The 21,726-nt window shown below is 64.0% G+C and carries 25 protein-coding genes; 13 read left to right on the forward strand and 12 right to left on the reverse strand.

The genetic code is table 11. The features are described 5' to 3' along the window. Positions 1-80: 80 nt before the first annotated feature. The 13 genes from bchC (at position 81) to FIU86_RS05260 (ending at position 11,914) form a co-directional block, all read left to right on the forward strand. Entirely contained in the window at positions 81-1,022 is a 942-nt protein-coding gene (gene bchC / locus FIU86_RS05205) for a chlorophyll synthesis pathway protein BchC (RefSeq protein WP_152474100.1), read from the forward strand. Then, positions 1,019-2,023 carry a chlorophyllide a reductase iron protein subunit X gene (locus tag FIU86_RS05210; protein ID WP_152474101.1) on the forward strand — a complete coding sequence of 335 codons (1,005 nt, stop codon included), beginning with the start codon at positions 1,019-1,021 and terminating at the stop codon, positions 2,021-2,023. Before bchC ends, FIU86_RS05210 begins: the two co-directional genes overlap by 4 nt. After that, on the forward strand, positions 2,010-2,144 hold the full coding sequence (locus FIU86_RS23000) for a hypothetical protein (RefSeq protein WP_302848760.1): 135 nt from the start codon (positions 2,010-2,012) through the stop codon (positions 2,142-2,144). Before FIU86_RS05210 ends, FIU86_RS23000 begins: the two co-directional genes overlap by 14 nt. Further along, positions 2,141-3,703 carry a chlorophyllide a reductase subunit Y gene (gene bchY, locus FIU86_RS05215; protein ID WP_152474102.1) on the forward strand — a complete coding sequence of 521 codons (1,563 nt, stop codon included), beginning with the start codon at positions 2,141-2,143 and terminating at the stop codon, positions 3,701-3,703. The genes FIU86_RS23000 and bchY overlap by 4 nt, the downstream gene beginning before the upstream one ends. Further along, entirely contained in the window at positions 3,703-5,199 is a 1,497-nt protein-coding gene (gene bchZ, locus FIU86_RS05220) for a chlorophyllide a reductase subunit Z (protein ID WP_152474103.1), read from the forward strand. The genes bchY and bchZ overlap by 1 nt, the downstream gene beginning before the upstream one ends. Continuing rightward, positions 5,192-5,416, forward strand: coding sequence for a cytochrome PufQ (gene pufQ, locus FIU86_RS05225; protein WP_057794646.1), 225 nt, complete (start codon positions 5,192-5,194; stop codon positions 5,414-5,416). Before bchZ ends, pufQ begins: the two co-directional genes overlap by 8 nt. A gap of 133 nt (positions 5,417-5,549) precedes the next feature. Continuing rightward, a complete protein-coding gene (gene pufB, locus FIU86_RS05230; RefSeq protein ID WP_057794645.1) occupies positions 5,550-5,699 on the forward strand; it encodes a light-harvesting antenna LH1, beta subunit in 150 nt (49 codons plus the stop codon). Between the two features lie 13 nt (positions 5,700-5,712). After that, a complete protein-coding gene (pufA, locus tag FIU86_RS05235) occupies positions 5,713-5,880 on the forward strand; it encodes a light-harvesting antenna LH1, alpha subunit (protein ID WP_057794643.1) in 168 nt (55 codons plus the stop codon). Between the two features lie 110 nt (positions 5,881-5,990). Continuing rightward, on the forward strand, positions 5,991-6,830 hold the full coding sequence (pufL, locus tag FIU86_RS05240) for a photosynthetic reaction center subunit L (protein WP_057794640.1): 840 nt from the start codon (positions 5,991-5,993) through the stop codon (positions 6,828-6,830). 3 nt (positions 6,831-6,833) lie between these two features. Further along, positions 6,834-7,820: a photosynthetic reaction center subunit M gene (gene pufM / locus FIU86_RS05245; protein WP_103764322.1), complete on the forward strand. Its 987-nt coding sequence runs from the start codon at positions 6,834-6,836 to the stop codon at positions 7,818-7,820. 3 nt (positions 7,821-7,823) lie between these two features. Continuing rightward, on the forward strand, positions 7,824-8,918 hold the full coding sequence (gene pufC / locus FIU86_RS05250; protein ID WP_152474104.1) for a photosynthetic reaction center cytochrome PufC: 1,095 nt from the start codon (positions 7,824-7,826) through the stop codon (positions 8,916-8,918). Positions 8,919-9,023: 105 nt separating this feature from the next. After that, positions 9,024-10,952 carry a 1-deoxy-D-xylulose-5-phosphate synthase gene (gene dxs / locus FIU86_RS05255; RefSeq protein WP_152474105.1) on the forward strand — a complete coding sequence of 643 codons (1,929 nt, stop codon included), beginning with the start codon at positions 9,024-9,026 and terminating at the stop codon, positions 10,950-10,952. Positions 10,953-11,182: 230 nt separating this feature from the next. Continuing rightward, positions 11,183-11,914: a MauE/DoxX family redox-associated membrane protein gene (locus tag FIU86_RS05260; RefSeq protein ID WP_152476948.1), complete on the forward strand. Its 732-nt coding sequence runs from the start codon at positions 11,183-11,185 to the stop codon at positions 11,912-11,914. A gap of 6 nt (positions 11,915-11,920) precedes the next feature. Here FIU86_RS05260 and FIU86_RS05265 read toward each other — a convergent pair whose 3' ends face one another. The 12 genes from FIU86_RS05265 to bchL all read right to left on the reverse strand — a co-directional run bounded on the left by FIU86_RS05265 (position 11,921) and on the right by bchL (position 21,712). Next, positions 11,921-12,457, reverse strand: a complete 537-nt coding sequence (locus FIU86_RS05265) for a putative glycolipid-binding domain-containing protein (RefSeq protein ID WP_152474106.1) — start codon at positions 12,455-12,457, stop codon at positions 11,921-11,923. Between the two features lie 102 nt (positions 12,458-12,559). Next, a complete protein-coding gene (locus FIU86_RS05270) occupies positions 12,560-12,982 on the reverse strand; it encodes a cytochrome c family protein (protein WP_152474107.1) in 423 nt (140 codons plus the stop codon). A gap of 125 nt (positions 12,983-13,107) precedes the next feature. Beyond that, positions 13,108-14,322: a 5-aminolevulinate synthase gene (gene hemA / locus FIU86_RS05275; RefSeq protein WP_152474108.1), complete on the reverse strand. Its 1,215-nt coding sequence runs from the start codon at positions 14,320-14,322 to the stop codon at positions 13,108-13,110. Next, the gene (puhE, locus tag FIU86_RS05280; protein ID WP_152474109.1) at positions 14,312-15,130 is read right to left on the reverse strand and encodes a putative photosynthetic complex assembly protein PuhE; all 819 of its coding nucleotides are present in this window, start codon (positions 15,128-15,130) and stop codon (positions 14,312-14,314) included. The genes hemA and puhE overlap by 11 nt, the downstream gene beginning before the upstream one ends. Positions 15,131-15,245: 115 nt before the next feature. Beyond that, a complete protein-coding gene (gene acsF / locus FIU86_RS05285) occupies positions 15,246-16,403 on the reverse strand; it encodes a magnesium-protoporphyrin IX monomethyl ester (oxidative) cyclase (protein ID WP_254703949.1) in 1,158 nt (385 codons plus the stop codon). After that, entirely contained in the window at positions 16,400-16,696 is a 297-nt protein-coding gene (locus tag FIU86_RS05290; RefSeq protein WP_152474110.1) for a hypothetical protein, read from the reverse strand. Before FIU86_RS05290 ends, acsF begins: the two co-directional genes overlap by 4 nt. Positions 16,697-16,713: 17 nt before the next feature. Then, positions 16,714-17,187 carry a photosynthetic complex assembly protein PuhC gene (gene puhC, locus FIU86_RS05295; protein ID WP_152474111.1) on the reverse strand — a complete coding sequence of 158 codons (474 nt, stop codon included), beginning with the start codon at positions 17,185-17,187 and terminating at the stop codon, positions 16,714-16,716. Between the two features lie 17 nt (positions 17,188-17,204). Then, on the reverse strand, positions 17,205-17,867 hold the full coding sequence (gene puhB, locus FIU86_RS05300) for a photosynthetic complex putative assembly protein PuhB (RefSeq protein WP_152474112.1): 663 nt from the start codon (positions 17,865-17,867) through the stop codon (positions 17,205-17,207). A gap of 31 nt (positions 17,868-17,898) precedes the next feature. After that, complete coding sequence (gene puhA / locus FIU86_RS05305; protein ID WP_152474113.1) at positions 17,899-18,672, reverse strand: photosynthetic reaction center subunit H; 774 nt, start codon at positions 18,670-18,672, stop codon at positions 17,899-17,901. A gap of 27 nt (positions 18,673-18,699) precedes the next feature. Next, the gene (locus FIU86_RS05310; RefSeq protein ID WP_152474114.1) at positions 18,700-20,139 is read right to left on the reverse strand and encodes an MFS transporter; all 1,440 of its coding nucleotides are present in this window, start codon (positions 20,137-20,139) and stop codon (positions 18,700-18,702) included. Beyond that, positions 20,136-20,816 (reverse strand): magnesium protoporphyrin IX methyltransferase, encoded by a 681-nt coding sequence (bchM, locus tag FIU86_RS05315; protein WP_152474115.1) that lies wholly within the window; start codon positions 20,814-20,816, stop codon positions 20,136-20,138. The genes FIU86_RS05310 and bchM overlap by 4 nt, the downstream gene beginning before the upstream one ends. Continuing rightward, a complete protein-coding gene (bchL, locus tag FIU86_RS05320) occupies positions 20,816-21,712 on the reverse strand; it encodes a ferredoxin:protochlorophyllide reductase (ATP-dependent) iron-sulfur ATP-binding protein (protein ID WP_152474116.1) in 897 nt (298 codons plus the stop codon). The genes bchM and bchL overlap by 1 nt, the downstream gene beginning before the upstream one ends. Positions 21,713-21,726 lie beyond the last annotated feature (14 nt).

The raw sequence follows: 21,726 nt of genomic DNA on the forward strand, positions 1-21,726 counted from the left end.
CTGTCCGAATAGACTGACATACAACCGGATCGCGCCCTGCGTCGGCGTGACTCAACAATAACCGGGGGGAGTTCAGACAGTTGGAGACGCGCGCCGTATTCCTGAATGGTCCGAAAGACCTGCACATGGACACGCTGCCGCTCAAGCAGCCGGGCCCTGCGGATATTGTCGTGGACATTGCCCATTCGGGGATCTCGACCGGCACCGAAAAACTGTTCTGGACCGGTGAGATGCCGCCCTTTCCGGGCTCGGGCTATCCGCTGGTGCCGGGGTATGAGGCCGCGGGCGAGGTGGTCGAGGCGGGGCCGGAAAGTGGCTTCAGGACAGGAGAGATAGTGTTCGTGCCGGGAGCGGATTGCTTTGACGGTGCGTTTGGCCTGTTCGGCGGAGCGGCGAGCCGGTTGGTGACGCCTGCCGACAGAGTGACGCGAATCGATTCGACGCTGGGCGCGGAGGGCGCATTGCTGGCCCTGGCCGCGACCGCGCGGCACGCGATGGCCGGATTGGACAAGCGCGTGCCCGAGCTGATTGTCGGGCATGGGGTGCTGGGCCGCCTTTTGGCGCGGCTGACGATTGCCGCCGGAGCGCCGGCGCCTGTGGTCTGGGAAACCGATCCGGCGCGGCGCGGCGGTGCCGACGGCTATGAGGTGATCGCGCCCGACGACGACGCGCGCCGCGATTACCGCGCGATTTACGACGCCTCGGGCAATGCCGGTATTCTGAACGACCTGATCGGACGGCTGACCAAGGGTGGCGAGATCGTGCTGGCGGGGTTCTATCCCGGCGGCCTGAGCTTTGCCTTTCCGCCCGCCTTCATGCGCGAGGCGCGGTTGCGCATCGCTGCGGAATGGGCGCGCGAGGACCTTGCCGCCGTGGGCGCGCTGCTGGACAGCGGTGCGCTGAGCCTGGGTGGGCTGATCACTCACAATGCCCCGGCCGAGCAGGCCGAGGACGCGTACAGGACGGCCTTTGAAGAGGCGTCGTGCCTGAAAATGATACTCAACTGGAAGGACGCCGCGTGAAGGACGACATCCCGAATCTGAAGGATTTCGACAAACGCCTGCGGGACGAGGCCGGCGAGGAGCCGAGCCTGGAAGTGCCACAGGGCGAGCCCACCAGCAAGACGCAGATCATCGCGATCTATGGCAAGGGGGGGATCGGCAAGTCGTTCACCCTGGCCAACCTGAGCCACATGATGGCCGAACAGGGCAAGCGTGTGCTGCTGATCGGGTGCGACCCGAAATCGGATACGACGAGCCTGCTGTTCGGCGGCAAGGCGTGTCCGACGATTATCGAGACCTCGACCAAGAAAAACCTTGCCGGCGAGCAGGTGAAGATCGGCGACGTGTGCTTCAAGCGTGGCGGGGTTTTTGCCATGGAGCTTGGTGGGCCCGAAGTCGGCCGCGGCTGTGGCGGACGCGGGATCATCCACGGGTTCGAGCTGCTGGAAAAGCTGGGCTTCCATGACTGGGACTTCGATTATGTCCTGCTGGATTTCCTGGGTGACGTGGTGTGCGGGGGCTTCGGCCTGCCGATTGCCCGCGACATGGCGCAGAAGGTGATTTTGGTGGCGTCGAACGACCTGCAGTCGCTTTACGTGGCCAACAACGTGTGCTCGGCGGTGGAGTATTTCCGCAAGCTGGGCGGCAATGTCGGCGTCGCAGGGCTGGTGGTCAACAAGGACGACCATTCGGGCGAGGCGCAGGCCTTTGCCGAAGCGGTCGACATCCCCGTTCTGGCCGCGATCCCGCAGGATGACGACCTGCGCAAGAAGTCGGCCAATTACCAGATTGTAGGCACCGAGAAGAGCCAGTGGGGCAGCCTTTTTGCCGGGCTGGCCGAGGCCGTGGGCGCCGCGCCGCCCGTGCGGCCGGAGCCGCTGGATCAGGACGGTTTGCTGGCGCTCTTCGACGGGTCGGACACCGGCGAGGGCGTCACGCTGGAGCCTGCGACGGACGAGGACATGCGCGGCAAGAACGCCGCGCCCAAGGAAAGCCTGGAGGTGGTCTATGACGACGCCTGAACCCACCCGGGCACAGCAGTTGATCCGGGCCTGCCGGATGGTCGCCGAAGCGCGGCCCGAGCAGATCGCCCGGCTTTTGAAGGATATCGCGGCCCAGGGCGGGTCGGAAAGGGCTCTATGAGCGATGAAGTCACATATGACGATGCCGGCAAGGCCGAGGTCATTCGCGGGAAGGCGCGCGAGGACGCGCCGGAGCTGACGGGTGATCCGGGGCTGGGATGCCATTCCGGTAACGAGATGGAGAAAGCCGCGCGCATGGCCGGGCAGAGCGATCTGCTGGATCAATATGCGCGCGACTATCCGCAAGGTCCGCACGACAAGCCGCAAAGCATGTGTCCCGCTTTCGGCAGCTTGCGGGTGGGCCTGCGGATGAAACGCGTGGCGACCGTGCTGAGCGGGTCGGCCTGTTGTGTGTATGGTCTGACTTTTGTGAGCCATTTCTACGGCGCGCGGCGGTCGGTGGGTTATGTGCCGTTCAATTCCGAGACGCTGGTCACTGGCAAGTTGTTCGAGGACATCCGGGACTCTGTGCACGAGTTGGCTGATCCGGACCGGTTTGATGCGGTCGTGGTGACGAACCTGTGCGTGCCGACCGCGAGCGGCGTGCCGCTGCGGCTGTTGCCGAAGGAAATCAACGGTGTGCGCATCGTCGGGATCGACGTGCCGGGCTTCGGCATTCCGACTCACGCCGAGGCCAAGGACGTTCTGGCCGGCGCGATGCTGAACTACGCGCGGCAAGAGATCAAGGCCGGACCCGTCGCCGCCCCTGACGGGGGCGTCTCCGACAGGCCGACCGTCACGCTCTTGGGCGAGATGTTCCCCGCCGATCCGGTAATGATCGGTCAAATGCTGGCACCAATGGGGCTGGCCGCCGGGCCGGTGGTGCCGTGCCGGGAGTGGCGGGAGCTTTATGCTGCGCTGGATTGTGGTGCGGTGGCGGCGATCCATCCGTTCTATACCGCCGCCGTGCGGGAGTTCGAGGCGGCCGGGCGGCCTGTTGTGGGGTCTGCGCCTGTCGGACGGGACGGGACGGCGGCGTGGCTGAGTGCGATTGGCGATGCCTTTGGTGTGCCTGCGGACAAGGTGGCGCAGGCGCAGAATGCGTTCCTGCCGGCGATCGAGGCGGCCTTGGGCGCAAAGAAAATCGACGGGACCATCACGCTGTCGGGCTATGAAGGCAGCGAATTGCTGGTGGCCCGCCTGCTGATCGAGAGCGGGGCGCATGTGCCTTATGTCGGCACGGCCTGTGCCAAGAGCCCGTGGTCGGCGGACGACGCGGCCTGGCTGGAGGCCAAAGGCACCAAGGTGCAGTACCGCGCGTCGCTGGAAGACGATTGCGCGGCGATGGAAGCGATCAAGCCGGACCTGGCCATCGGGACGACGCCGGTAGTGCAGAAGGCCAAGGAACTGGGCGTTCCGGGCCTGTACTTTACCAACCTGATTTCCGCGCGGCCGCTTATGGGGCCTGCCGGGGCTGGGAGCCTTGCGGAGGTGGTCAACGCGGCCATCGCCAACAAGGGGCGGATGGACCGGATGCGAGCGTTCTTCGAGGGCGTGGGTGAAGGCGATACCGCCGGGGTCTGGGAAGGCCAGCCCAATGTGCGGGAGGATTTCCGGGCGACGAACCAGAAGAAGCTGGAAAAAGCCGCACGGGCCAAAAAAGCGCAGGAGATGATCTGATGCTGATCCAGGATCATGATCGGGCGGGCGGATACTGGGCGGCGGTTTATGCCTTCTGCGCCGTCAAGGGCTTGCAGGTGGTGATCGACGGACCGGTGGGTTGCGAGAACCTGCCGGTGACCTCGGTGCTGCATTACACCGACGCGCTGCCGCCGCATGAATTGCCCATCGTGGTGACGGGCCTTGGCGAAGAAGAGCTGGGCCGGGAAGGTACCGAAGGCGCGATGAAACGGGCCTGGGGCACGCTCGATCCGGCGCTGCCGGCGGTCGTTGTCACGGGGTCCATCGCCGAGATGATCGGCGGAGGTGTGACGCCTCAGGGCACCAACATCCAGCGGTTCCTGCCGCGGACCATCGACGAGGACCAGTGGGAAGCCGCGGACCGGGCGATGACCTGGATCTTCACCGAGTTCGGGATGACCAAGGGGCGGATGCCGCCTGAGAAGAAGCGGGCGGAGGATGCCAAACCTAGGGTCAATATCCTTGGGCCGATGTATGGCACGTTCAACATGCCCTCGGACCTGGCGGAAATCCGGCGTCTGGTCGAGGGGATCGGGGCCGAGATCAACATGGTAATGCCGCTGGGCGCGCACCTGGCCGAGATGCGGGACCTGGTGAATGCCGATGTGAACATCTGCATGTATCGCGAGTTCGGGCGGGGCCTGTGCGAAGTGCTGGGGAAGCCGTACCTGCAGGCGCCGGTGGGGATCGACAGCACGACGAAATTCCTGCGCAAGCTGGGCGAGTTGCTGGAGCTGGACGTGGAGCCCTTCATCGCGCGCGAGAAACATTCGACGATCAAGCCCGTGTGGGACCTGTGGCGCTCGGTGACGCAGGATTTCTTTGCCACGGCCAGTTTCGGGATCGTGGCGAACGAGACCTATGCGCGGGGCGTGCGGAACTTCTTGGAAAACGACATGGGGCTGCCTTGCGGGTTTGCCGTGGCGCGCTGTGCGGGGACCAAGACCAACAACGAGGAAGTGCGTTCGCTGGTGCACAACAAGCGCCCGCTGATCCTGATGGGGTCGATCAACGAAAAGATGTACCTGGCCGAGATGAGCGCGGGGCACGGGCCGAAGCCGGCCTTTATTCCGGCGAGTTTTCCGGGTGCTGCGATCCGGCGGGCCACCGGCACGCCCTTCATGGGGTACGCCGGGGCGACCTATTTGATCCAGGAAGTGTGCAATGGCCTGTTCGATGCGCTGTTCCAAATCCTGCCGCTAGGGTCCGAGATGGATGCAGGGTCTGCGACGCCGACGCCGCTGCGCCGGGATTTCCCGTGGGATGCCGATGCACAGGCCGAGCTGAATCGGATCGTGGAAAGCCACCCGGTGCTCACCAGGATTTCCGCCGCCAAGACGTTGCGCGACGCCGCCGAGGAGGCCGCCCTGAAAGAGGGCGCCGAGCGGGTCGTGCTGGAAACCGTCAAAGCCCTTTCGCCCGTGGCCCAAGCCGCCACGGCAGATGTCCAAGAGGAGGACAACAACCATGACTGACATGACGTCCAACCCGCCGAGACGCAGCACCACGGGACGCCGCAGAACCGCGGAGTTCTGGGTGTATTTTACGCTGATCTTCTTTTGCGCGGTGCCGTTCACGACGTTCCGCTGGGTCCGCGATATCGCGGAGCGCCACACGCTGAATGTGCGCGGCCCGCTGGCGCGTGCCTGGTCCGAAGCGGACCGGATCACGCCGCTGATTTTCTCGGTCTGAGGCATGATGCCCCGACCGAAACCCGAGCTGTATCCGCCCGACTGGGCGAGCAGACCTTCAAGGGCCCGCAAAGCCTTTGGGGAACCCGGCCGCGGGGTTCGCGGCGTCAGCATAACGTTCCGGAGGAAAGTTCATGGCTGATAACACCGACCTGTCCTTTACAGGTCTTACCGACGAGCAAGCCCAGGAGTTGCATTCGGTGTATATGAGCGGCCTTACGCTCTTCACACTGGTTGCGGTCATCGCGCACATCGCGACGTACATCTGGGCTCCTTGGTTCTGAGGAAGGAAAGAAAATGTCGAAGTTCTACAAGATCTGGCTCATTTTCGATCCGCGCCGCGTGTTCGTAGCACAAGGCGCATTCCTGTTCCTTTTGGCCGTCATGATCCACCTGGTGGTTCTGTCGAACGGTGTCAACTGGTTCGAGAATGCAGCGGCGTCCCGCGCTGCGGCGTCCGAGTGATCCAAGACAATCGTCAAACCTCGTTGCGGGCGGGTCCGCCCGCCCGCAACAAACCGAACAAAGAGTGACGGCCGGGCACCACTGGCCGGCCGAAAACGCGGAGAGAAACAATGGCGTTGCTCAGCTTTGAGAGAAAATACCGGGTCCGCGGGGGGACACTGATCGGAGGCGACCTGTTCGACTTCTGGGTCGGGCCGTTCTACGTGGGCTTTTTCGGCGTGCTGGGCGCGTTCTTTGCGCTTCTTGGCACAATCCTGATCTTCTGGGGAGCGGCCCACCAGGGCACGTGGAACCCCTGGCTGATCAATATCGCGCCGCCCGACCTGTCCTATGGCCTGGGCGCGGCCCCGCTGATGGAGGGCGGACTGTGGCAGATCATCACGATCTGCGCGATCGGCGCCTTCAGTTGCTGGGCGCTGCGAGAGGTCGAGATCTGCCGCAAGCTGGGTATCGGGTATCACGTGCCCTTCGCCTTCAGCGTCGCGATCTTTGCCTATGTCACGCTGGTCGTGTTCCGTCCCGTCCTGATGGGCGCGTGGGGGCACGGCTTCCCATACGGAATTTTCAGTCACCTCGACTGGGTCAGCAATACCGGCTACGCTTACCTGCATTTCCATTACAACCCGGCGCACATGCTGGCAGTGACGTTCTTCTTCACCACCACGCTGGCCCTCGCGCTGCACGGCGGGCTGATCCTGTCGGCGGCCAACCCCGAGAAGGGCGAGGTCATGAAGACACCGGACCACGAGGACACGTTCTTTCGTGATTTCATCGGCTACTCGGTCGGCACGCTGGGCATCCACCGCGTCGGGCTGCTGTTGGCGCTGAACGCGGGCTTCTGGTCGGCGGTCTGCATCATCATCAGCGGTCCGGTCTGGACCAAGGGCTGGCCCGAATGGTGGAACTGGTGGCTCGAGCTGCCGATCTGGCCGTCGCAGATGGGGGTATAAGACATGATCGAGTATCAGAACATATTCACGCAGGTCCAAGTCCGCGGAAATCCCGAATGGGGCATGGACAACGACAACCACATGATGGACGAGCGCGGGTTCAAGCCGCGGTTCAGCAACCTGGTGGGCTGGATCGGCAATGCCCAGATCGGCCCGATCTACCTTGGCTGGACCGGGCTGGTAAGCCTCGTGACCTTCATCCTGGCGTTGAACATCGTCGGCTTCAACATGCTGGCGCAGGTCAACTGGTCGATCCCCGAATTCCTGCGCCAAGGCTTCTGGCTGGCGCTTGAGCCGCCGGGGCCGGAGCATGGCCTGTCCATCCCGCCACTGAATGACGGGGGCTGGTTCATCATTGCCAGCTTCTTGCTGCTGGTGAGCGTGATGACTTGGCTTATCCGCAGCTACCTGCTGGCGGCGCAGCACAAGATGGGTAAGCACGTCTTCTGGGCCTTCGCGAGTGCGATCTGGCTGATGCTGGTGCTGAACCTCTTTCGCCCGATCCTGATGGGATCGTGGAGCGAGGCGGTGCCTTACGGCATCTTCCCGCACCTTGACTGGACCACGGCGTTCTCGATCCGGTATGGCAATCTTTACTACAACCCGTTCCACTGCCTGAGCATCGTGTTTCTGTACGGCTCGACGCTGCTCTTCGCCATGCACGGTGCGACCATCCTGGCCGTCACCCGCTATGGCGGCGACCGCGAGCTGGAGCAGATCGTCGACCGGGGCACGGCCACGGAACGCGCCGCCCTGTTCTGGCGCTGGACCATGGGCTTTAACGCCACGATGGAAGGCATCCACCGCTGGGCGTGGTGGTTCGCGGTCCTGACGCCGATCACCGGCGGGATCGGCATCCTGCTGACCGGCACGGTCGTCGACAACTGGTTCATCTGGGCGCAGGAGCACAACTTTGCACCGGCTTACGATGGCTCTTACGGCTACGAGGCTTACGGGTCTTACGAAGCCTTCATCGGCAAGGAGGACTGAGCCATGCTACCAAACTGGTTCAACAAGTGGAACGCCGACAACCCCACGAACATCTATGGCCCCGCGATTGCTATTGGGGTCGTTGGGGGCGCGGTTCTGGTGGCGGCCTGGGTGGTCTCTGCCGGTCAGCCCTACGCCACGGAAAGCTTGCAGACGGGCCCGCGCGGCACCGGCATGTCCGTGCCCGAGTTCAAGTCCGACCTGAATGAGCCCGATCCGGGCATCGCGGGCTACATGGCCACCCGCTCGGACCCGGTGGTACCGCAGGGCGGAGAGGAACTGGCCGGCGATGCGCGTGAGAACGTGCCGCCGGGGCTGGAAGACCTGACGGTCGAGAACTACGACCGCCTTATTGCCGCGATGCAGCAGTGGACGGGCATTCCCAACCTTTTCGAAGATATGGACAGCTATCAGACCTCGGTGGGCTATACCATGATCGGCATGACCCAGAACCTGAACGAGAACTGGGACGGGCATGTCAACGCCAACAAGGAAGTCGGCGTGACATGTTACACCTGCCACCGCGGCCAGCCCGTGCCGAGCGATATCTGGTTCGATATCAGCCCGGTCAACGAAAGGGTCGAAGGCTGGGGGGCCGTGCAGAACCGGGTGACGCCGCTGTCGAGCTATACCTCGCTGCCGTCCGACGCGTTGCAGACCTACCTTGTGGATGGTGAATCCATCAAGGTACACGATCTGGACAGCCGCGTGGTCGGTGTGCCGGGTGTTGACGACTATCCCGGCATCCAGCACGCGGAACGTACCTATGCGTTCATGAACTACATCTCGAACTCGCTGGGGGTGAACTGTGTCTTCTGCCACAACTCCCGCGCCTTCTATGACGGGGCGCAGGTGACACCGCAATGGGCGACCGAGACGCTGGGCATCCAGATGGTGCAGGAGTTGAACAACGACTACCTGATCCCGATTGCAGGGCTGCTGCCCGAAAGCCGGCTGGGGCCGAAGAATGGCGACGCGCCCAAGGCGGCGTGCCGGACGTGCCACAAGGGCTATCAGCAACCGCTTCAGGGCACGAACGTCATCAAGGACTGGCCGGAACTGGCCACGACGTCCGGAGAGCCGGAGTACGGCGAATAAAGACTTGCGGGGCCGGGCGGCGCGATGTCGCCCGGGGCCTGACCACAGCGCTGCTTGCAGCCCCTGTTGCGGGCCGCGCCGGATCTCATCTTGAGGGGGGGTGCGATGCAACAGACCACACCAAACACACCGATACTTGACCGCGTGGCGGGGCCGCAGGATCTGCGGCAGATGCCCGACGAGGATCTGGCGGCGCTGGCCGACGAGCTTCGTGCCGAGGTCATTTCCGCGGTTTCCGAAACGGGGGGGCACCTTGGGTCGTCGCTGGGCGTCGTGGAATTGGCCGTTGCGATCCACTCGGTGTTCAACACGCCGATGGACAAGCTGGTCTGGGACGTGGGCCATCAATGCTATCCCCACAAGATCCTGACCGGACGGCGGGACCGTATCCGGACCTTGCGGCAGAAGGACGGCCTGAGTGGTTTCACCAAGCGCAAGGAGAGCGAGTTCGATCCGTTCGGGGCGGCGCACAGCTCGACCTCGATCAGTGCGGCGCTGGGGTTCACCGTGGGGCGCGACATGGGGCGGCCCACGGGCGACGCGATCGCGGTGATCGGGGATGGCTCAATCAGCGCCGGCATGGCCTATGAGGCGATGAACAACGCGGGCGCCGAGGGGCGGCGGATGTTCGTGATCCTGAATGACAACGAGATGAGCATCGCGCCGCCGGTGGGCGCGATGTCGTCTTACCTGAGCGGGCTTTACGCCAACGAGCCACTGGCGCGAGTGAAAAGCCTTGCCGAGGGGTTCGAGGCGGCTCTGCCCGCGCCGATGCGCGAAGGCGCGAAGCGGGCGCGGCAGCTTGTGACAGGCGTGAGCCAGTCCGGGACGTTGTTCGAGGAGCTGGGGTTTGAATATGTGGGGCCGATCAACGGGCATGACATGGCGCAACTGCTGCCGGTGCTGCGCGCGGCACGGACGCGGGCGACGGGGCCGGTGCTGATCCATGTCTGTACAGTGAAGGGCAAGGGCTACGCGCCCGCCGAGACCAGCGCGGATTGCGGGCACGGAGTATCCAAATTCGACCCCGAGACCGGCGTGCAGGCCAAGAAATCGGGCGGCGCGCCGTCCTACACCTCGGTTTTCGGCAAGGCCCTGACGGACGAGGCGGCGCGTGACCCGAACATCGTGGCGGTGACGGCGGCGATGCCGTCGGGCACGGGCGTGAACGTCATGGCAGAACGGTTTCCGACCCGCGTGTTTGACGTCGGCATTGCCGAACAGCACGCGGTGACCTTTGCCGCCGGGATGGCGGCAAGCGGGCTGCGGCCGTTCTGCGCGATCTACTCGACCTTCCTGCAACGGGGCTATGACCAGGTGGTGCATGACGTGGCCTTGCAAGGCCTGCCGGTGCGGTTTGCGATTGACCGGGCTGGGTTGGTGGGGGCTGACGGGCCGACCCATGCGGGGGCATTCGATGTGGGCTACCTGGGCGCCTTGCCCGGGATGGTCTGCATGGCCGCTGCCGACGAGGCGGAGTTGACCCATATGGTCGCCACGGCGGCGGCACATGACGACGGGCCCATCGCGTTTCGCTATCCGCGCGGGGCGGGCACGGGTGTCGACCTGCCGGAGCGGGGCGAGGTGCTGGAGATCGGCAAGGGCCGCGTCCTGCAAGAGGGCGACGACGTGGCGATCCTGTCATACGGGGCGCACTGGGCGGAGTGCCGGGCGGCGGTGACCGCGTTGGAGGCCGAGGGCCTGTCGGTGACGCTGGCCGATGCGCGCTTTGCCAAGCCGCTGGACATGGACCTGATCCGGCAATTGGCACGGCATCACCGGGCATTGATCACGGTGGAAGAGGGCGCCATGGCGGGATTCGGCGCGATGGTGCTTCAGGCGTTAGCTGCAGAAGGCGCGTTCGACCGGGGGCTCGCGGTGCGCACGATGCACTTGCCGGACCGCTATATCGACCAGGCAAGCCCCGAGGACATGTATGCCGATGCGGGCCTGACGGCGGCCGATATTGCCGCAACCGCGCGGGCAGCAGTGGGCCGGGCGGCGGAAGTTGTCACGCTGAACGCCGTAGGCTGACACGCCTTCGGACGTCTTGGGATCAAGGAGCCGGCGATGTTCGCCGGAACCAACCGGCTGTCTTTCCGTTGATTCAGTGAACTGTCAAATGCCCACGCCGGGCGTGGCGTTTTGCTTTGGAACGAGCAACCCGAAAGGCATTCATCATGGCAGCCACGGACACGATCGATGGCCCCGAAACCGCCCGCGCTAAAAGCGAAGGGGACCGGAAGACGGCATCGCTTTACCGGATGGCGATGCCGGGGCACCTGTGTCCGTTCGGGCTGAAGTCGCTGTCGTTGCTGAAGCGGCGCGGCTTCAAAATCGACGACAACCTTCTGACCACCCGCGAGGAAACCGACGCGTTCATGGAGGCGCACGGTGTGAAGACGACGCCGCAGACCTTCATCGATGGTGAACGGATCGGCGGGTACAGCGAACTCAAAGCGCATTTCGGCTATCGCGTGCTGGGCGAGGACGACACGACCTATATGCCTGTCATCGCGATTTTCGCCAGTACCGCGCTGATGGCGCTGGCAATCGTGTCGAACCTCTATGACGGCTTTCCGCTGCTGACATGGCTGAAATGGTTCTTTGCCAGCTCAATGGTGGTTCTGGCCGTCCAGAAGCTTCAGGATATCGAAGGCTTCGTGAATGGCTTTCTGGGGTATGACCTGCTGGCGCAGAGATACGTGCCCTACGGCTATGCCTATCCATTTGCCGAGCTTTACGCGGGCGTGGGCATGATGGCGCTGATCGGTACGGGCAGCGGGCTGATCTGGCTGGTCGCGCCTGTGGCGATCTTCATCGGGGCCGTCGGCGGATGGAGCGTGTTCAGGGCCGTCTATATCGACAAGCGCGAGTTGACCTGTGCCTGTGTCGGTGGAGGATCGAACGTGCCCTTGGGGTTCATTTCGCTGACCGAAAACCTGGTGATGCTGGGGATGGGGATTTGGATGCTGACTGGCCAGTTTGTCGGCTAGAAGAAGTCAGGCCTGAGCGATCCAGTGACCCGGTTGCGATTGAACAATGCCTTGATCATCGACCGAGATGCGGGTGGTCGTGCCCGTCTCGCCCGTTTCGACTTCGTAATTGTCGTCCGAGATACGCCGGAATACGAGATGCCGCGGGGTAAGCTGTTCCGTTGCCATGTCCAGCCGTGCCGCGATGATTTTGGACTGAGCGCCGATGTCGAGGGCAAGACGGCGGATTGGCAGGGTAAAGCTTGCCGGCGTGAAGTCTAGGAAGATATCGGTGGCTCCCTGGACCTCAGGCGCCGGAGTGTCGTTTTGCGTCCAGGTGCCGTCCTTCTTGTGACGCAGTTTCAGGCGGGATTTCTTGCCGATGCGGACGCGCCGGGTCGTGCCATCGGCACGGGCACGGATGCGGTATCGAAGAACGGTGCCGTCCGCGTCGGTCGACGATCCGTCGATCAAGTATCCGCCGTCGGCGTCGGCAAAACGGCAAGCGTCATTGCCCTTGCCGTCTTCGCTTAGCCAAAGAATTGCATGTGCCCCTGCGATCATGATGCTCTCTCCTGTTTTGAGTGTATCCTAGCATGACGCTTACAGCGCGGCACGAAAAAGGCCGCCTTTGGGGGGCGGCCTTTTCGAATGCGGGATGGCGGATCAGCTTTCGGGACCGACCGAGGCGAGATAGGCCCAGATGTCCGCAGCATCCTCTTCCTTGCGCAGCTTGTAGGTCATCTTCCCGCGACCGTCTTCGCCGGTATATTCTTGCAGCCAGGGTGTCGGGTCCTGCACGTATCCCGCAAAGCTTTCCTGGTCCCACTCAAGGCCCGCTTCGCCTGCGGCGACCAGCAGGTCGGAGTAACTGAAATCCTCGACCGAGCCTGCGGTGCGACCCGACAGACCGTAAAGGTTGGGGCCGACCTGGCCGCCCTTTACGATGGTTTCGCCTGCGTCGTCGATGACCATGTGGCAGGCCTTGCACTGGCGGAAGGCTTTCTCGCCGGCCTCCGCGTCACCGTCCTGGGCTAGGGCAGGGGCGGCGATGCTGGCGAGGGCGATGGCTGTAACGTGGATCTTCATTGAGTCCTCCATGTGTTTGGCTGTCCATACGACATAGCGGGTATCAGACCAAATCAACCGACATTTTCTTAATTTTGGAGCGGGTTCGGAGGCTCCGCGTGGTTGACGGATTGTCGCGGCGGAACTCAGGCAACAGCGTGGGCTATCGCGCATTGCTTCCAAAGGACGCCGAGCGCCTCGACCAAGTGATCGATATCGTCGTAGCTGTGCAGCGGGCCGGGTGTGAAACGCAGCCGTTCGGTGCCCTTGGGGACGGTGGGATAGTTGATCGGCTGCACGTAGATGCCCCAGTCCTGCATCAGAATGTCTGCCAGCATCCGGCACTTGACCGGATCCTTGATCATCACGGGGATGATGTGGCTGGCATTGTGCATATGCGGGATGCCACGCTTGTCGAGCTGGGACCGCAGGTAGGCAACGCGGTCGCGTTGGGCGTCGCGTTCGGCGCGGCTTTGCTTGAGATGCGCGACGCTGGCCTGCGCTGCCGCGGCCACGGCCGGGGGCAGCGCAGTGGTAAAAATGAACCCCGAGGAAAAACTGCGGACGAAGTCGCACATCGAAGCAGAGCCGGTGATGTAGCCGCCCATGCAGCCGTAGGCCTTGCCCAGCGTGCCCTCGATCAAGGTGATGCGGTCGGCGAGGCCTTCGCGCTCGCTGACACCGCCGCCACGGGGGCCGTAGAGGCCGACGGCATGAACCTCGTCGAGATAGGTCATGGCACCGTGTTTCTCGGCCACTTCGACGATTTCCTGCATCGGGCAGATGTCACCGTCCATGGAATAGACGCTCTCGAATGCCACGATCTTCGGCGCGTTGGCTGGCAACGCGGCCAGTTGCCGGTCGAGGTCTTCGGGGTCGTTGTGCTTCCAGATACGTTTCTGGGCGCGGGAGTGGCGGATACCCTCGATCATCGAGGCGTGGTTGAGCTCGTCCGAGAGGATCACGGCGTCGGGCAGGCGCGCGCCCAGCGTGCCGAGGGCGGCCCAGTTCGAGACGTAACCGGACGTGAAGAGCAGGGCGCTTTCCTTGCCATGGAGATCGGCCAGTTCGTGTTCGAGTGCCACGTGATACTTGTTGGTGCCCGAGATATTGCGGGTACCGCCGGCGCCGGTGCCGCACTGGTCGACGGCATCCTTCATGACCTGGCGGATCTGATCGTTCTGGCCCATCCCAAGATAGTCGTTGGAGCACCAGACGGTCACCTCGTCAGGAGTGTCAGCGTCATGGCTGCGCGCCCGGGGGAAATCACCGCAGCGGCGTTCGAGTTCGGCGAAGATGCGGTAGTTGCCCTCTTCCTTGAGTGCGCCAAGCTGCGCGTTGAACATGGCATCAAAATCCATGGGATCCCTCCGGTCTTGTATTTTTGTCTTGTGTCGGTTTGGGCGCGGGCAGCATCCAGCGCCAAAGTTTGGCATCGGGCAATGGCAGCACCATCAACCAGTGTTCGAGAAGCGCGAGGCCGGCGATGGCCGACAAAAGCGCGAAGCCCACCACGTCGAATGCGGATTGGGCCGCGTAGAGCCGTTCCAGCCAGCAGGCCACGGCGAAGGTCAGGGCCGACACCGAGATCGGGAAGACCCAGTTGAGCCGCTGGATGCGGAAATGGCTGGCGAGATGGCCAAGCGCCTCGGGCAGGAACTCGGTATTGATGCGCGGCACGCCGAAATAGAGGTTCAGCTTGGCCGAGATGCGCGCGAAATAGAGGATCGTGAACGTCCAGAGCCCGAAGGTGTTCACCGACCCGGCCGCGTGCAGCCACATCGCGACAAAGATCAGCGTCAGCAGGGTCTCGTGATAAGCCACGGTGCCCCAGGCCCGGATGAAGCGTTCCCATTCCGGCAGGCCGTCGGGACAGGCGCGCAGGTTGGGGCCGGTGATCATCCCGGTCAGGAAGGTGAGTTCCACCCAGCCCCAAACCGCCAGCGCCGTGAGGAACGCGCCATAGGCGGCAAGCGTCGAGTCCATCGACAGCGTCGTGTGAAACCCCCAAAGCCCAAGTGCCAGCAAGGGCAGGGAGGACAGTAGGCAGATCATGCGTGCGTTTCCGCCCGCGCGGTCGGCATGGCGCACCACCATCAAGATCGCCCCAGTGGAGAACCACCAGATAAAGAGGGCCGCAAGGGCCGCGATCCACGGCGAGGTCAGCATCGAACCTCCTCGCTTCCTCTGGCTAAAAATATCCCGGGGGGAGCGTCGAAACCCTGTTTCGACGTGGGGGGCTGGCCCCCCTCCCGTCCGGGATCATATGCGCAAGTGCGCGTCATCAGTAGGCCGGCTCCAGCCGCACGTTTTCCGGCACCTTGTGCGACTTCGACGGGATCAGCATCAATCGCACGAAGGCAGTCCCCGCGCGGGCCTGCGCCGACAGACGCTTGACGAAGCCCATCGGGCCGCCCTGCTTGCGGGCGGTGTCGAGGTCGACATTGGCCTTTTGCAGCTTTTCCAGCAGCGGCTGCCATTTCGGGCTTTCGATATCCAGCGTGATCGGGAAGATCTGCTTGGACAGCTCCGACGTCTTGGTGAAGACCTCGTGCGCGTACCAGTCCGGATCGACGCCGAGCGCGTCGTGAAAGGCCGGGCGCTGGTGGTCGCGGACATACATCGTGGCGTAGACCGCCGTCAGGAAGAACTTGATCCAGTAGACGTTTCTGCCGGAGGTCAGCCTTGGGTCGGTCTTCATCAGCAGGGCGAAAGCCTCGCCGTGGCTGAACTCGTCATTGCACCACTCGCGGAACCACTTGAAGATCGGGTGGAAGCGATGCTCGGGGTTGGCCTCGAGGTGGCGGTAGATCGTGATATACCGTGCGTAGCCGATCTTTTCCGAAAGGTAGGTGGCGTAATAGATGAACTTGGGCCGGAAGTAGGTGTATTTCTTCTTTTGCGTCAGGAAGCCGAGGTTCACCCGCAGCCCGGCCTCGCGCAGGGCGTCGTTGATGAAGCCGGCGTGCCGGGCCTCGTCACGGGCCATCAGCTGAAAAAGCTGCGTGATGTCCTTGTTGTTGCCGCGGCGCTTCATTTCCTTGTAGAGGACGCAGCCCGAAAATTCGGCGGTGCAGCTCGAGATCAGGAAGTCGATGAATTCCTTCTTCAGGGCGGGGTCCATCCCCTCCCAGTCGACATGGTCCCAGTCCTCGTTCTTCTTGAAGTGGCCCTTGTTGGGGTCGGCCTGCATCTGGTCAATCAGCTTGTCCCAATCGGCGCGCACCGGGCTGACGTCGATCGCGTCAAGCTCGTCGAAATCGGTGGTGTAGAAGCGCGGCGTGAGCAGCGTGTTGGACATCGCCGTTTCGGTCGCCATTTCATCGTTGTACTGGCGATCCTGCGCTTCGGCGATCGCGAGCCCCTCTTCAACGGTGGTGGCGTCGGCGGTGTGCGTCGCCCCGGAGGGGCGCATTGCATTGTGTTTGGTGTGGGCGTTCATAGCGTGACCTCCTCTGAGAAGGAAAACTCGCACAGCTCCATCACCTCGAAATCACCCGTGAGGCGGGTCCAGAGCTGTTCCAGTTTGCTGGCGCGAACGATGGTGGCCTCGCGGTCCTCGCTGACCACTTCGCCGAAGGGCGCCATGATCTCGGGTCCGTGAACCTTGACCTCGTCGCCGGGGTGGATCACCGCCCCGTTGTTGAACCGCACATGCGCGTGCAGGGATTCAAAGCAGTGTGATACTTCGACCGTGCAGGGCGCCCTTTCTATGTCTTTGGTCAGCCATCCCATTTTGGCGTCTCCTTTTGCTATTGTGCCAGGAGCCTTGCAAAGGCCTTGGCGTTGTCGATGCCGAACCCCATGAGGTCGGCACTCCAGCCCGTGGACGGGTCGTGGATCGCGATGCGTCCGTTGTCGTAGCGGACGAGTGTCAGCGGGCCCGTCAGGGCCACGCGGTGTTTGGTGCGCTCGCGCTGGATCACCCTCCAGACTCCCGAGATGAACCCGCCCTCTTTCGGGTTCAGCTCGGCGATGAGCGTGCCGTCGAGTTCGGTCACGGTGGCGCTGCCGGACATGTCGCCGGACAGGTTGAAGGTGCGTTCATGCGTGATGGTACCGGTGGGCGGTGTATAGGTGACCGGCTGGCCCGACAGGCGCGACCACGTCACCAGCGCGAGAACGATCAGCACGAAGGTGCAGACCGCGAAGACCAGGGCGCGCGGGACGAGTTCCTTGTCGTGTCCGGCGCGGTCGTTTGCGTGGATGTGGTCGGTCTGGGCCATGTCGTGTCAGGTCCTTGTCATTCCGCCGGCACGGCGCCAGGGGCGATATCGTCCGCGCCGATGTTGGTTTCGCCCGGTGTGCGGGCCAGTTTGGGGGCATTGACCTGCGCCTCGGCCGTCTCGGCAATGAGGCGCGCGATGCGGGCGGCGTCGTCGATGGCGCGCAGCGCGGGCTGCGGTTTGCGTACGTGCCAAGGCCGCACATGCGGCCAGCAGGTCAGGTAGCTGAGCGGCGGCGGGTCCATCAGGTCGAGCGCGATGGTGCCATTGCCTGAGCGGCGCAGCGCCAGATCGGCGCTGGCGATGCGGCTGAACGGCAGGTTCAGCGTGACGGTCAGCGCCGCGCCGACGCGCATTGCCACGCGCCGGTTGGTGATGGTGTAGACGGTGGCGCGGGCCTGCACGTAGCCGATCAGAAGCAGAAGCGCCGCGGCCACCGCGCCGATGACCAGGAACGGGAAGGACACCCGGAACGCATGGGCCATCCCAACCTGATCGAACAGGGTGACGAAGCGCCAAGCGAAGAGGACGACGAAATAGCCGACCACCCAGTAGAGGTTGAGCGACTGGACCGTCAGCGCCCACCAATTGGGCCGGCCCTGCCACAGGATCTGCTCGCCCTCGGGCGGGCGTTCGGGCAGGCCGGGCACCGGTTCCACGTGAAAGTCGTCATGGGGCATCGTCATCTCCTCCGTCCGTCCTGGTCCCGGCTCAGCCCAGCTTAGGGTTGAGGCGGGCGTCGTCGGCATAGATCGTGCCGCCGCCGTAATAGGCCGAGATCTTGTCTTCCTCGAGCTTGGTCACCTGGTTGGGCGATGCGTGTTGCGGCACACCGGCAAAGTGCTTGCCGTAGAGCTTGAGCACCTTGACGTGGTTGCTCTTGATCCGCGTCAGGGTCATCGGCACGAGCCGCTTGCCTGCGCCGTGATCGCCGTCGAGTTCGATTTCGAGATAGCGGACCAGTTGCTCGGGCTCATCGACCCAGAGGTCGGTGATCATGCCCACGACCTCTCCGTCGCCTGCTACCACGGGCAGGCCGCGCGGGTCACGACCCGCGGCCACGTGGAAGTGTTCGTTGGCCGACATCGGCACGATCTTGGGGTGGCCATGACCGTCAAGTTCCGGCACGTCCTCGCGGTTGGCCCAGGAGGCCGGGCCGACACCGTCGGCGAGCGGGTCGCCCGTGGGCTCGAACGGGAAACCGTTGCCCGCAGCGGTCTTTTGCAGCGCCACGTTCTGCCGGTCGGGGCGCTGGCCCGAGGGCACGGTCAACTCGCCCCGGCCATGGGGCAGGATGAAGGTCTTGTCGCCCGGGATCGGGAATGGGCCCTGGTTGGCGGACAGGTTGCCGTCATCATCTTCCAGAGGGTAGCCCTCGCGCATGTTCTCGCGCTGGATGTAGATGATCAGCCCGGCGAAGAAGATCCAGAACAGCCAGATCGAAAGACTGGCAAGATCGAAGTTGGCGAAGAAAGCGTTACTCATGGCATATCCTTTCCATGGATCGGCACATCATGTCGGGAAGTCGGCCAGGCCGATGCGGGCCGCCTCCGATGGGGTGGAATGGGTGGCGGCGCGCGGGTTGCGAACCAGTGGCCCGATCACGGCGAGCGTGACGAAGAGAAGGGCGATTTCTGTGTGGTAGACGAAAGTGTAGCCGGTGGCCGGCGTGTTCAGCACCTCGCCCCACGCGCCGGACGTGGCCGCGGCATTGACCGCGTCGCGGATGCCGCCGCCAAAGGCGATGGCGAGCCCCGCCGCAGTGGCCTGTGCGGCACCCCAGGCCCCGAGTGCCAGGCCGTGGCCGGCCTTGCCTTGGGTCGTCATGGTCATGGCGGCCGTAAGGGTCGAGACAGCGAAGACACCGCCGCCCAACCCGATCAGGCAGGCTCCGGCAAAGAAGAGGACGGTCGAGTTCATCGGAGCGGCGAACACGACGACGGCAAAGGCCGCGATGCCGATCAGCACACCGAAAGCCGCCAGACGATGTGCGTTGCGGCCTTGCGCCAGAGACCGTCCGGTCCAGACGAAGCCCGCCAATGCGCCCGCGGCCCAAAGCGCTGTCAGGAGTGTGGTCGAGGAGACCGAAAGGCCCAGGATTTCGCCACCGTAGGGCTCAAGCAGCACGTCCTGCATGTTGAAGGCCATCGTGCCTATGAAGACCACCGCCAGAAGGCGCCCGGCTTGGCCGCCCGCCATCAGGTCGGCCCAGGCCTCAGAAAACCGGGGGCGGGGGGCGGCGCGTTCGGCGCGCGTCATCGGCGCCATCTTTTCCTGTTTCCAGAGCGCGATGAGGTTGAGCACGATGCCCGCGAGCGCCGCGCCCTGCACCACCCGGATCAGGGCCAGTTCGCTGAAGTCGCGCAGCAGCCAGCCGATGACGATGGCCGAGATCCCCATGCCCAAGAGGAACATCACGTAAAGCAGGGCCACGACGCGCGGGCGCGTTGCCTCATCGGCGCGGTCGGTGGCGAGCGCCAGACCGGCGGTTTGCGTCATGTGCAGGCCAAGGCCGGTCATCAGGAAGGCCAGCGCTGCCAGCACCTCGCCCGCAAAAGGTACGTCGTGCACAGTATTGCCCGACAGAACCAGCAGGGCGAAAGGCATCACTGCGAGGCCACCCATCTGCCAGAGCGAGCCGAACCACAGGTAGGGCACGCGCTTCCAGCCGATGGCGCTGCGGTAGGTGTCGGAGCGGAAGCCGAGAAGCGTGCGGAAGGGGGCAATCAGGACTGGCAGCGCGATCATCACGGCGACAATGGTGGCCGGGACCGAAAGCTCGACGATCATGACGCGGTTGAGTGTGCCCAGCAGCATGACCGTGGCCATGCCCACCGAAACTTGGAACAGCGAGAGCCGCAGCAGTTCGCCCATCGGCAACCCCTCGCTGGCCGCGTCCGCGAAGGGCAGGGCGCGCAGGCTGAGATGCTTGAGGGGCGAAGGACGGCTCATGCAGTCACCTCCATCGCATGGGAGATGTAGAAGCCCGAGGTCACGCGCTGGAGCGGCGCAAGGGTGCCGGTGCCATTGGTTTGCGCATAGGCGCGCGACAGGCGCGCGGGGCTGTGCGGGATCATGGTGGGTGAGCGGTCGGAGCGCGGGAAAAGCTTGCCCGCGTACCACATGCCCATCAGGAGCGGCGTGCGCGGCGCGACGGTGAACACGATCCGGCCCGAGTTGCGCGCCATGAGCGTCGCCAGAGACCGGGCGATATCGGCGTCGCGGTAATAGATCAGGCTGTCCATGGCCAGAACGTGGTCGAACCGGCCGAGGCTTTCTTCCAGCATGTCGCCTGCGTGAAATGTCACGCGGTGGGCCAGCGTTTCGGGCAGGCGGCGTTGCGCGATGCCTACAAGCGACGGCGAAATGTCGACCGCCACCACCTCGGCCCCGCGTGCGGCAAGTTCGGTGGTCATGGCGCCGGTGCCGCAGCCCGCATCGAGGACGCGTGCGCCGCGCAGGTCATTGGGGAGGCGCGACAGCATCTGTTCGCGCATCGCGTCCCGCCCGCGACGCACGGTTTCCCGGATCTTCGAGACCGGCGCATCGCTGGTCAGCGCCTCCCACGTGCGGGTGGCGGTCTTGTCGAAATAGGTCTCGACCCGGGTCAATGTGCGGTCGTAGCTCATTAATCGAATCCAAGCAGTTCGAAGATATCGCGGTCTTCCATCGGGGCGGGGGCCAGCGGTTCGGTGCCGCGCCAGAGGGTTTCGGCCAGTTGGACATATTCCTTGCGGGCCATGACGATGTCTTCCTCGTCGGGCATCTCGAACAGCGTTTTCTTTTTCAGGCGCGAACGGCGGATGGCGTCGTAATCGGGCATATGCGCGATGCGATTGAAGCCGACCTTATCGCAGTAGCGGTCGACCTCGTTCGTCTCGCGCGAACGGTTGGCGACGCAGCCGGCCAGCCGGACCTTGTAATTGGCCGACTTGGCCTGCACCGCCGCAATGATGCGGTTCATGGCGTAGATGCTGTCGAAATCGTTGGCAGTGACGATCACCGCGCGGTCGGCGTGTTGCAGGGGCGCCGCGAAGCCGCCACAGACCACGTCGCCCAGCACGTCGAAGATCACGACGTCGGTGTCTTCCAGCATGTGGTGCTGTTTCAGCAACTTGACGGTCTGGCCCACGACATAGCCGCCGCAGCCGGTGCCCGCCGGAGGCCCGCCTGCCTCGACGCATTTGACGCCGCCCCAGCCATCGGCCACGAAATCCTCGGGGCGCAACTCTTCGGGGTGAAAATCGACCTCCTTCAGGATGTCGATCACCGTGGGCTGCAAGCGGCCCGTCAGGGTGAAGGTGCTGTCATGCTTGGGATCGCAGCCAATCTGAAGCACGCGCTTGCCCATCTTAGCGAAAGCCGCGGACAGGTTCGAGGACGTGGTGGACTTGCCGATCCCGCCCTTGCCGTAAACCGAGAAGACCTTGGCCCCTTCGATCTTCATCGATGGGTCCTGGTGAACCTGAACCGATCCTTCGCCGTCTTGGCCCCTGAGGGCCGGAATGTCGTCGCGAGGGCTCATGTGTCGCCTGTCCT

The organism is Roseovarius sp. THAF9, assembly GCF_009363715.1.
GTDB lineage: Bacteria > Pseudomonadota > Alphaproteobacteria > Rhodobacterales > Rhodobacteraceae > Roseovarius.

Bases quoted from the DNA above. Each gene is read 5' to 3' on its own strand.
- pufQ (WP_057794646.1), top strand. From the start codon at position 5,192: ATGACTGACATGACGTCCAACCCGCCGAGACGCAGCACCACGGGACGC.
- puhC (WP_152474111.1), bottom strand. From the start codon at position 17,187: ATGGCCCAGACCGACCACATCCACGCAAACGACCGCGCCGGACACGAC.
- FIU86_RS05290 (WP_152474110.1), bottom strand. From the start codon at position 16,696: ATGGGATGGCTGACCAAAGACATAGAAAGGGCGCCCTGCACGGTCGAA.
- pufB (WP_057794645.1), top strand. From the start codon at position 5,550: ATGGCTGATAACACCGACCTGTCCTTTACAGGTCTTACCGACGAGCAA.
- pufA (WP_057794643.1), top strand. From the start codon at position 5,713: ATGTCGAAGTTCTACAAGATCTGGCTCATTTTCGATCCGCGCCGCGTG.
- FIU86_RS23000 (WP_302848760.1), top strand. From the start codon at position 2,010: ATGACGACGCCTGAACCCACCCGGGCACAGCAGTTGATCCGGGCCTGC.
- puhA (WP_152474113.1), bottom strand. From the start codon at position 18,672: ATGAGTAACGCTTTCTTCGCCAACTTCGATCTTGCCAGTCTTTCGATC.
- puhB (WP_152474112.1), bottom strand. From the start codon at position 17,867: ATGCCCCATGACGACTTTCACGTGGAACCGGTGCCCGGCCTGCCCGAA.
- pufL (WP_057794640.1), top strand. From the start codon at position 5,991: ATGGCGTTGCTCAGCTTTGAGAGAAAATACCGGGTCCGCGGGGGGACA.
- FIU86_RS05260 (WP_152476948.1), top strand. From the start codon at position 11,183: ATGGCGATGCCGGGGCACCTGTGTCCGTTCGGGCTGAAGTCGCTGTCG.
- FIU86_RS05270 (WP_152474107.1), bottom strand. From the start codon at position 12,982: ATGAAGATCCACGTTACAGCCATCGCCCTCGCCAGCATCGCCGCCCCT.
- dxs (WP_152474105.1), top strand. From the start codon at position 9,024: ATGCAACAGACCACACCAAACACACCGATACTTGACCGCGTGGCGGGG.
- bchL (WP_152474116.1), bottom strand. From the start codon at position 21,712: ATGAGCCCTCGCGACGACATTCCGGCCCTCAGGGGCCAAGACGGCGAA.
- FIU86_RS05265 (WP_152474106.1), bottom strand. From the start codon at position 12,457: ATGATCGCAGGGGCACATGCAATTCTTTGGCTAAGCGAAGACGGCAAG.
- acsF (WP_254703949.1), bottom strand. From the start codon at position 16,403: ATGAACGCCCACACCAAACACAATGCAATGCGCCCCTCCGGGGCGACG.
- pufC (WP_152474104.1), top strand. From the start codon at position 7,824: ATGCTACCAAACTGGTTCAACAAGTGGAACGCCGACAACCCCACGAAC.
- bchM (WP_152474115.1), bottom strand. From the start codon at position 20,816: ATGAGCTACGACCGCACATTGACCCGGGTCGAGACCTATTTCGACAAG.
- bchY (WP_152474102.1), top strand. From the start codon at position 2,141: ATGAGCGATGAAGTCACATATGACGATGCCGGCAAGGCCGAGGTCATT.
- pufM (WP_103764322.1), top strand. From the start codon at position 6,834: ATGATCGAGTATCAGAACATATTCACGCAGGTCCAAGTCCGCGGAAAT.
- FIU86_RS05310 (WP_152474114.1), bottom strand. From the start codon at position 20,139: ATGAGCCGTCCTTCGCCCCTCAAGCATCTCAGCCTGCGCGCCCTGCCC.
- puhE (WP_152474109.1), bottom strand. From the start codon at position 15,130: ATGCTGACCTCGCCGTGGATCGCGGCCCTTGCGGCCCTCTTTATCTGG.
- hemA (WP_152474108.1), bottom strand. From the start codon at position 14,322: ATGGATTTTGATGCCATGTTCAACGCGCAGCTTGGCGCACTCAAGGAA.
- bchZ (WP_152474103.1), top strand. From the start codon at position 3,703: ATGCTGATCCAGGATCATGATCGGGCGGGCGGATACTGGGCGGCGGTT.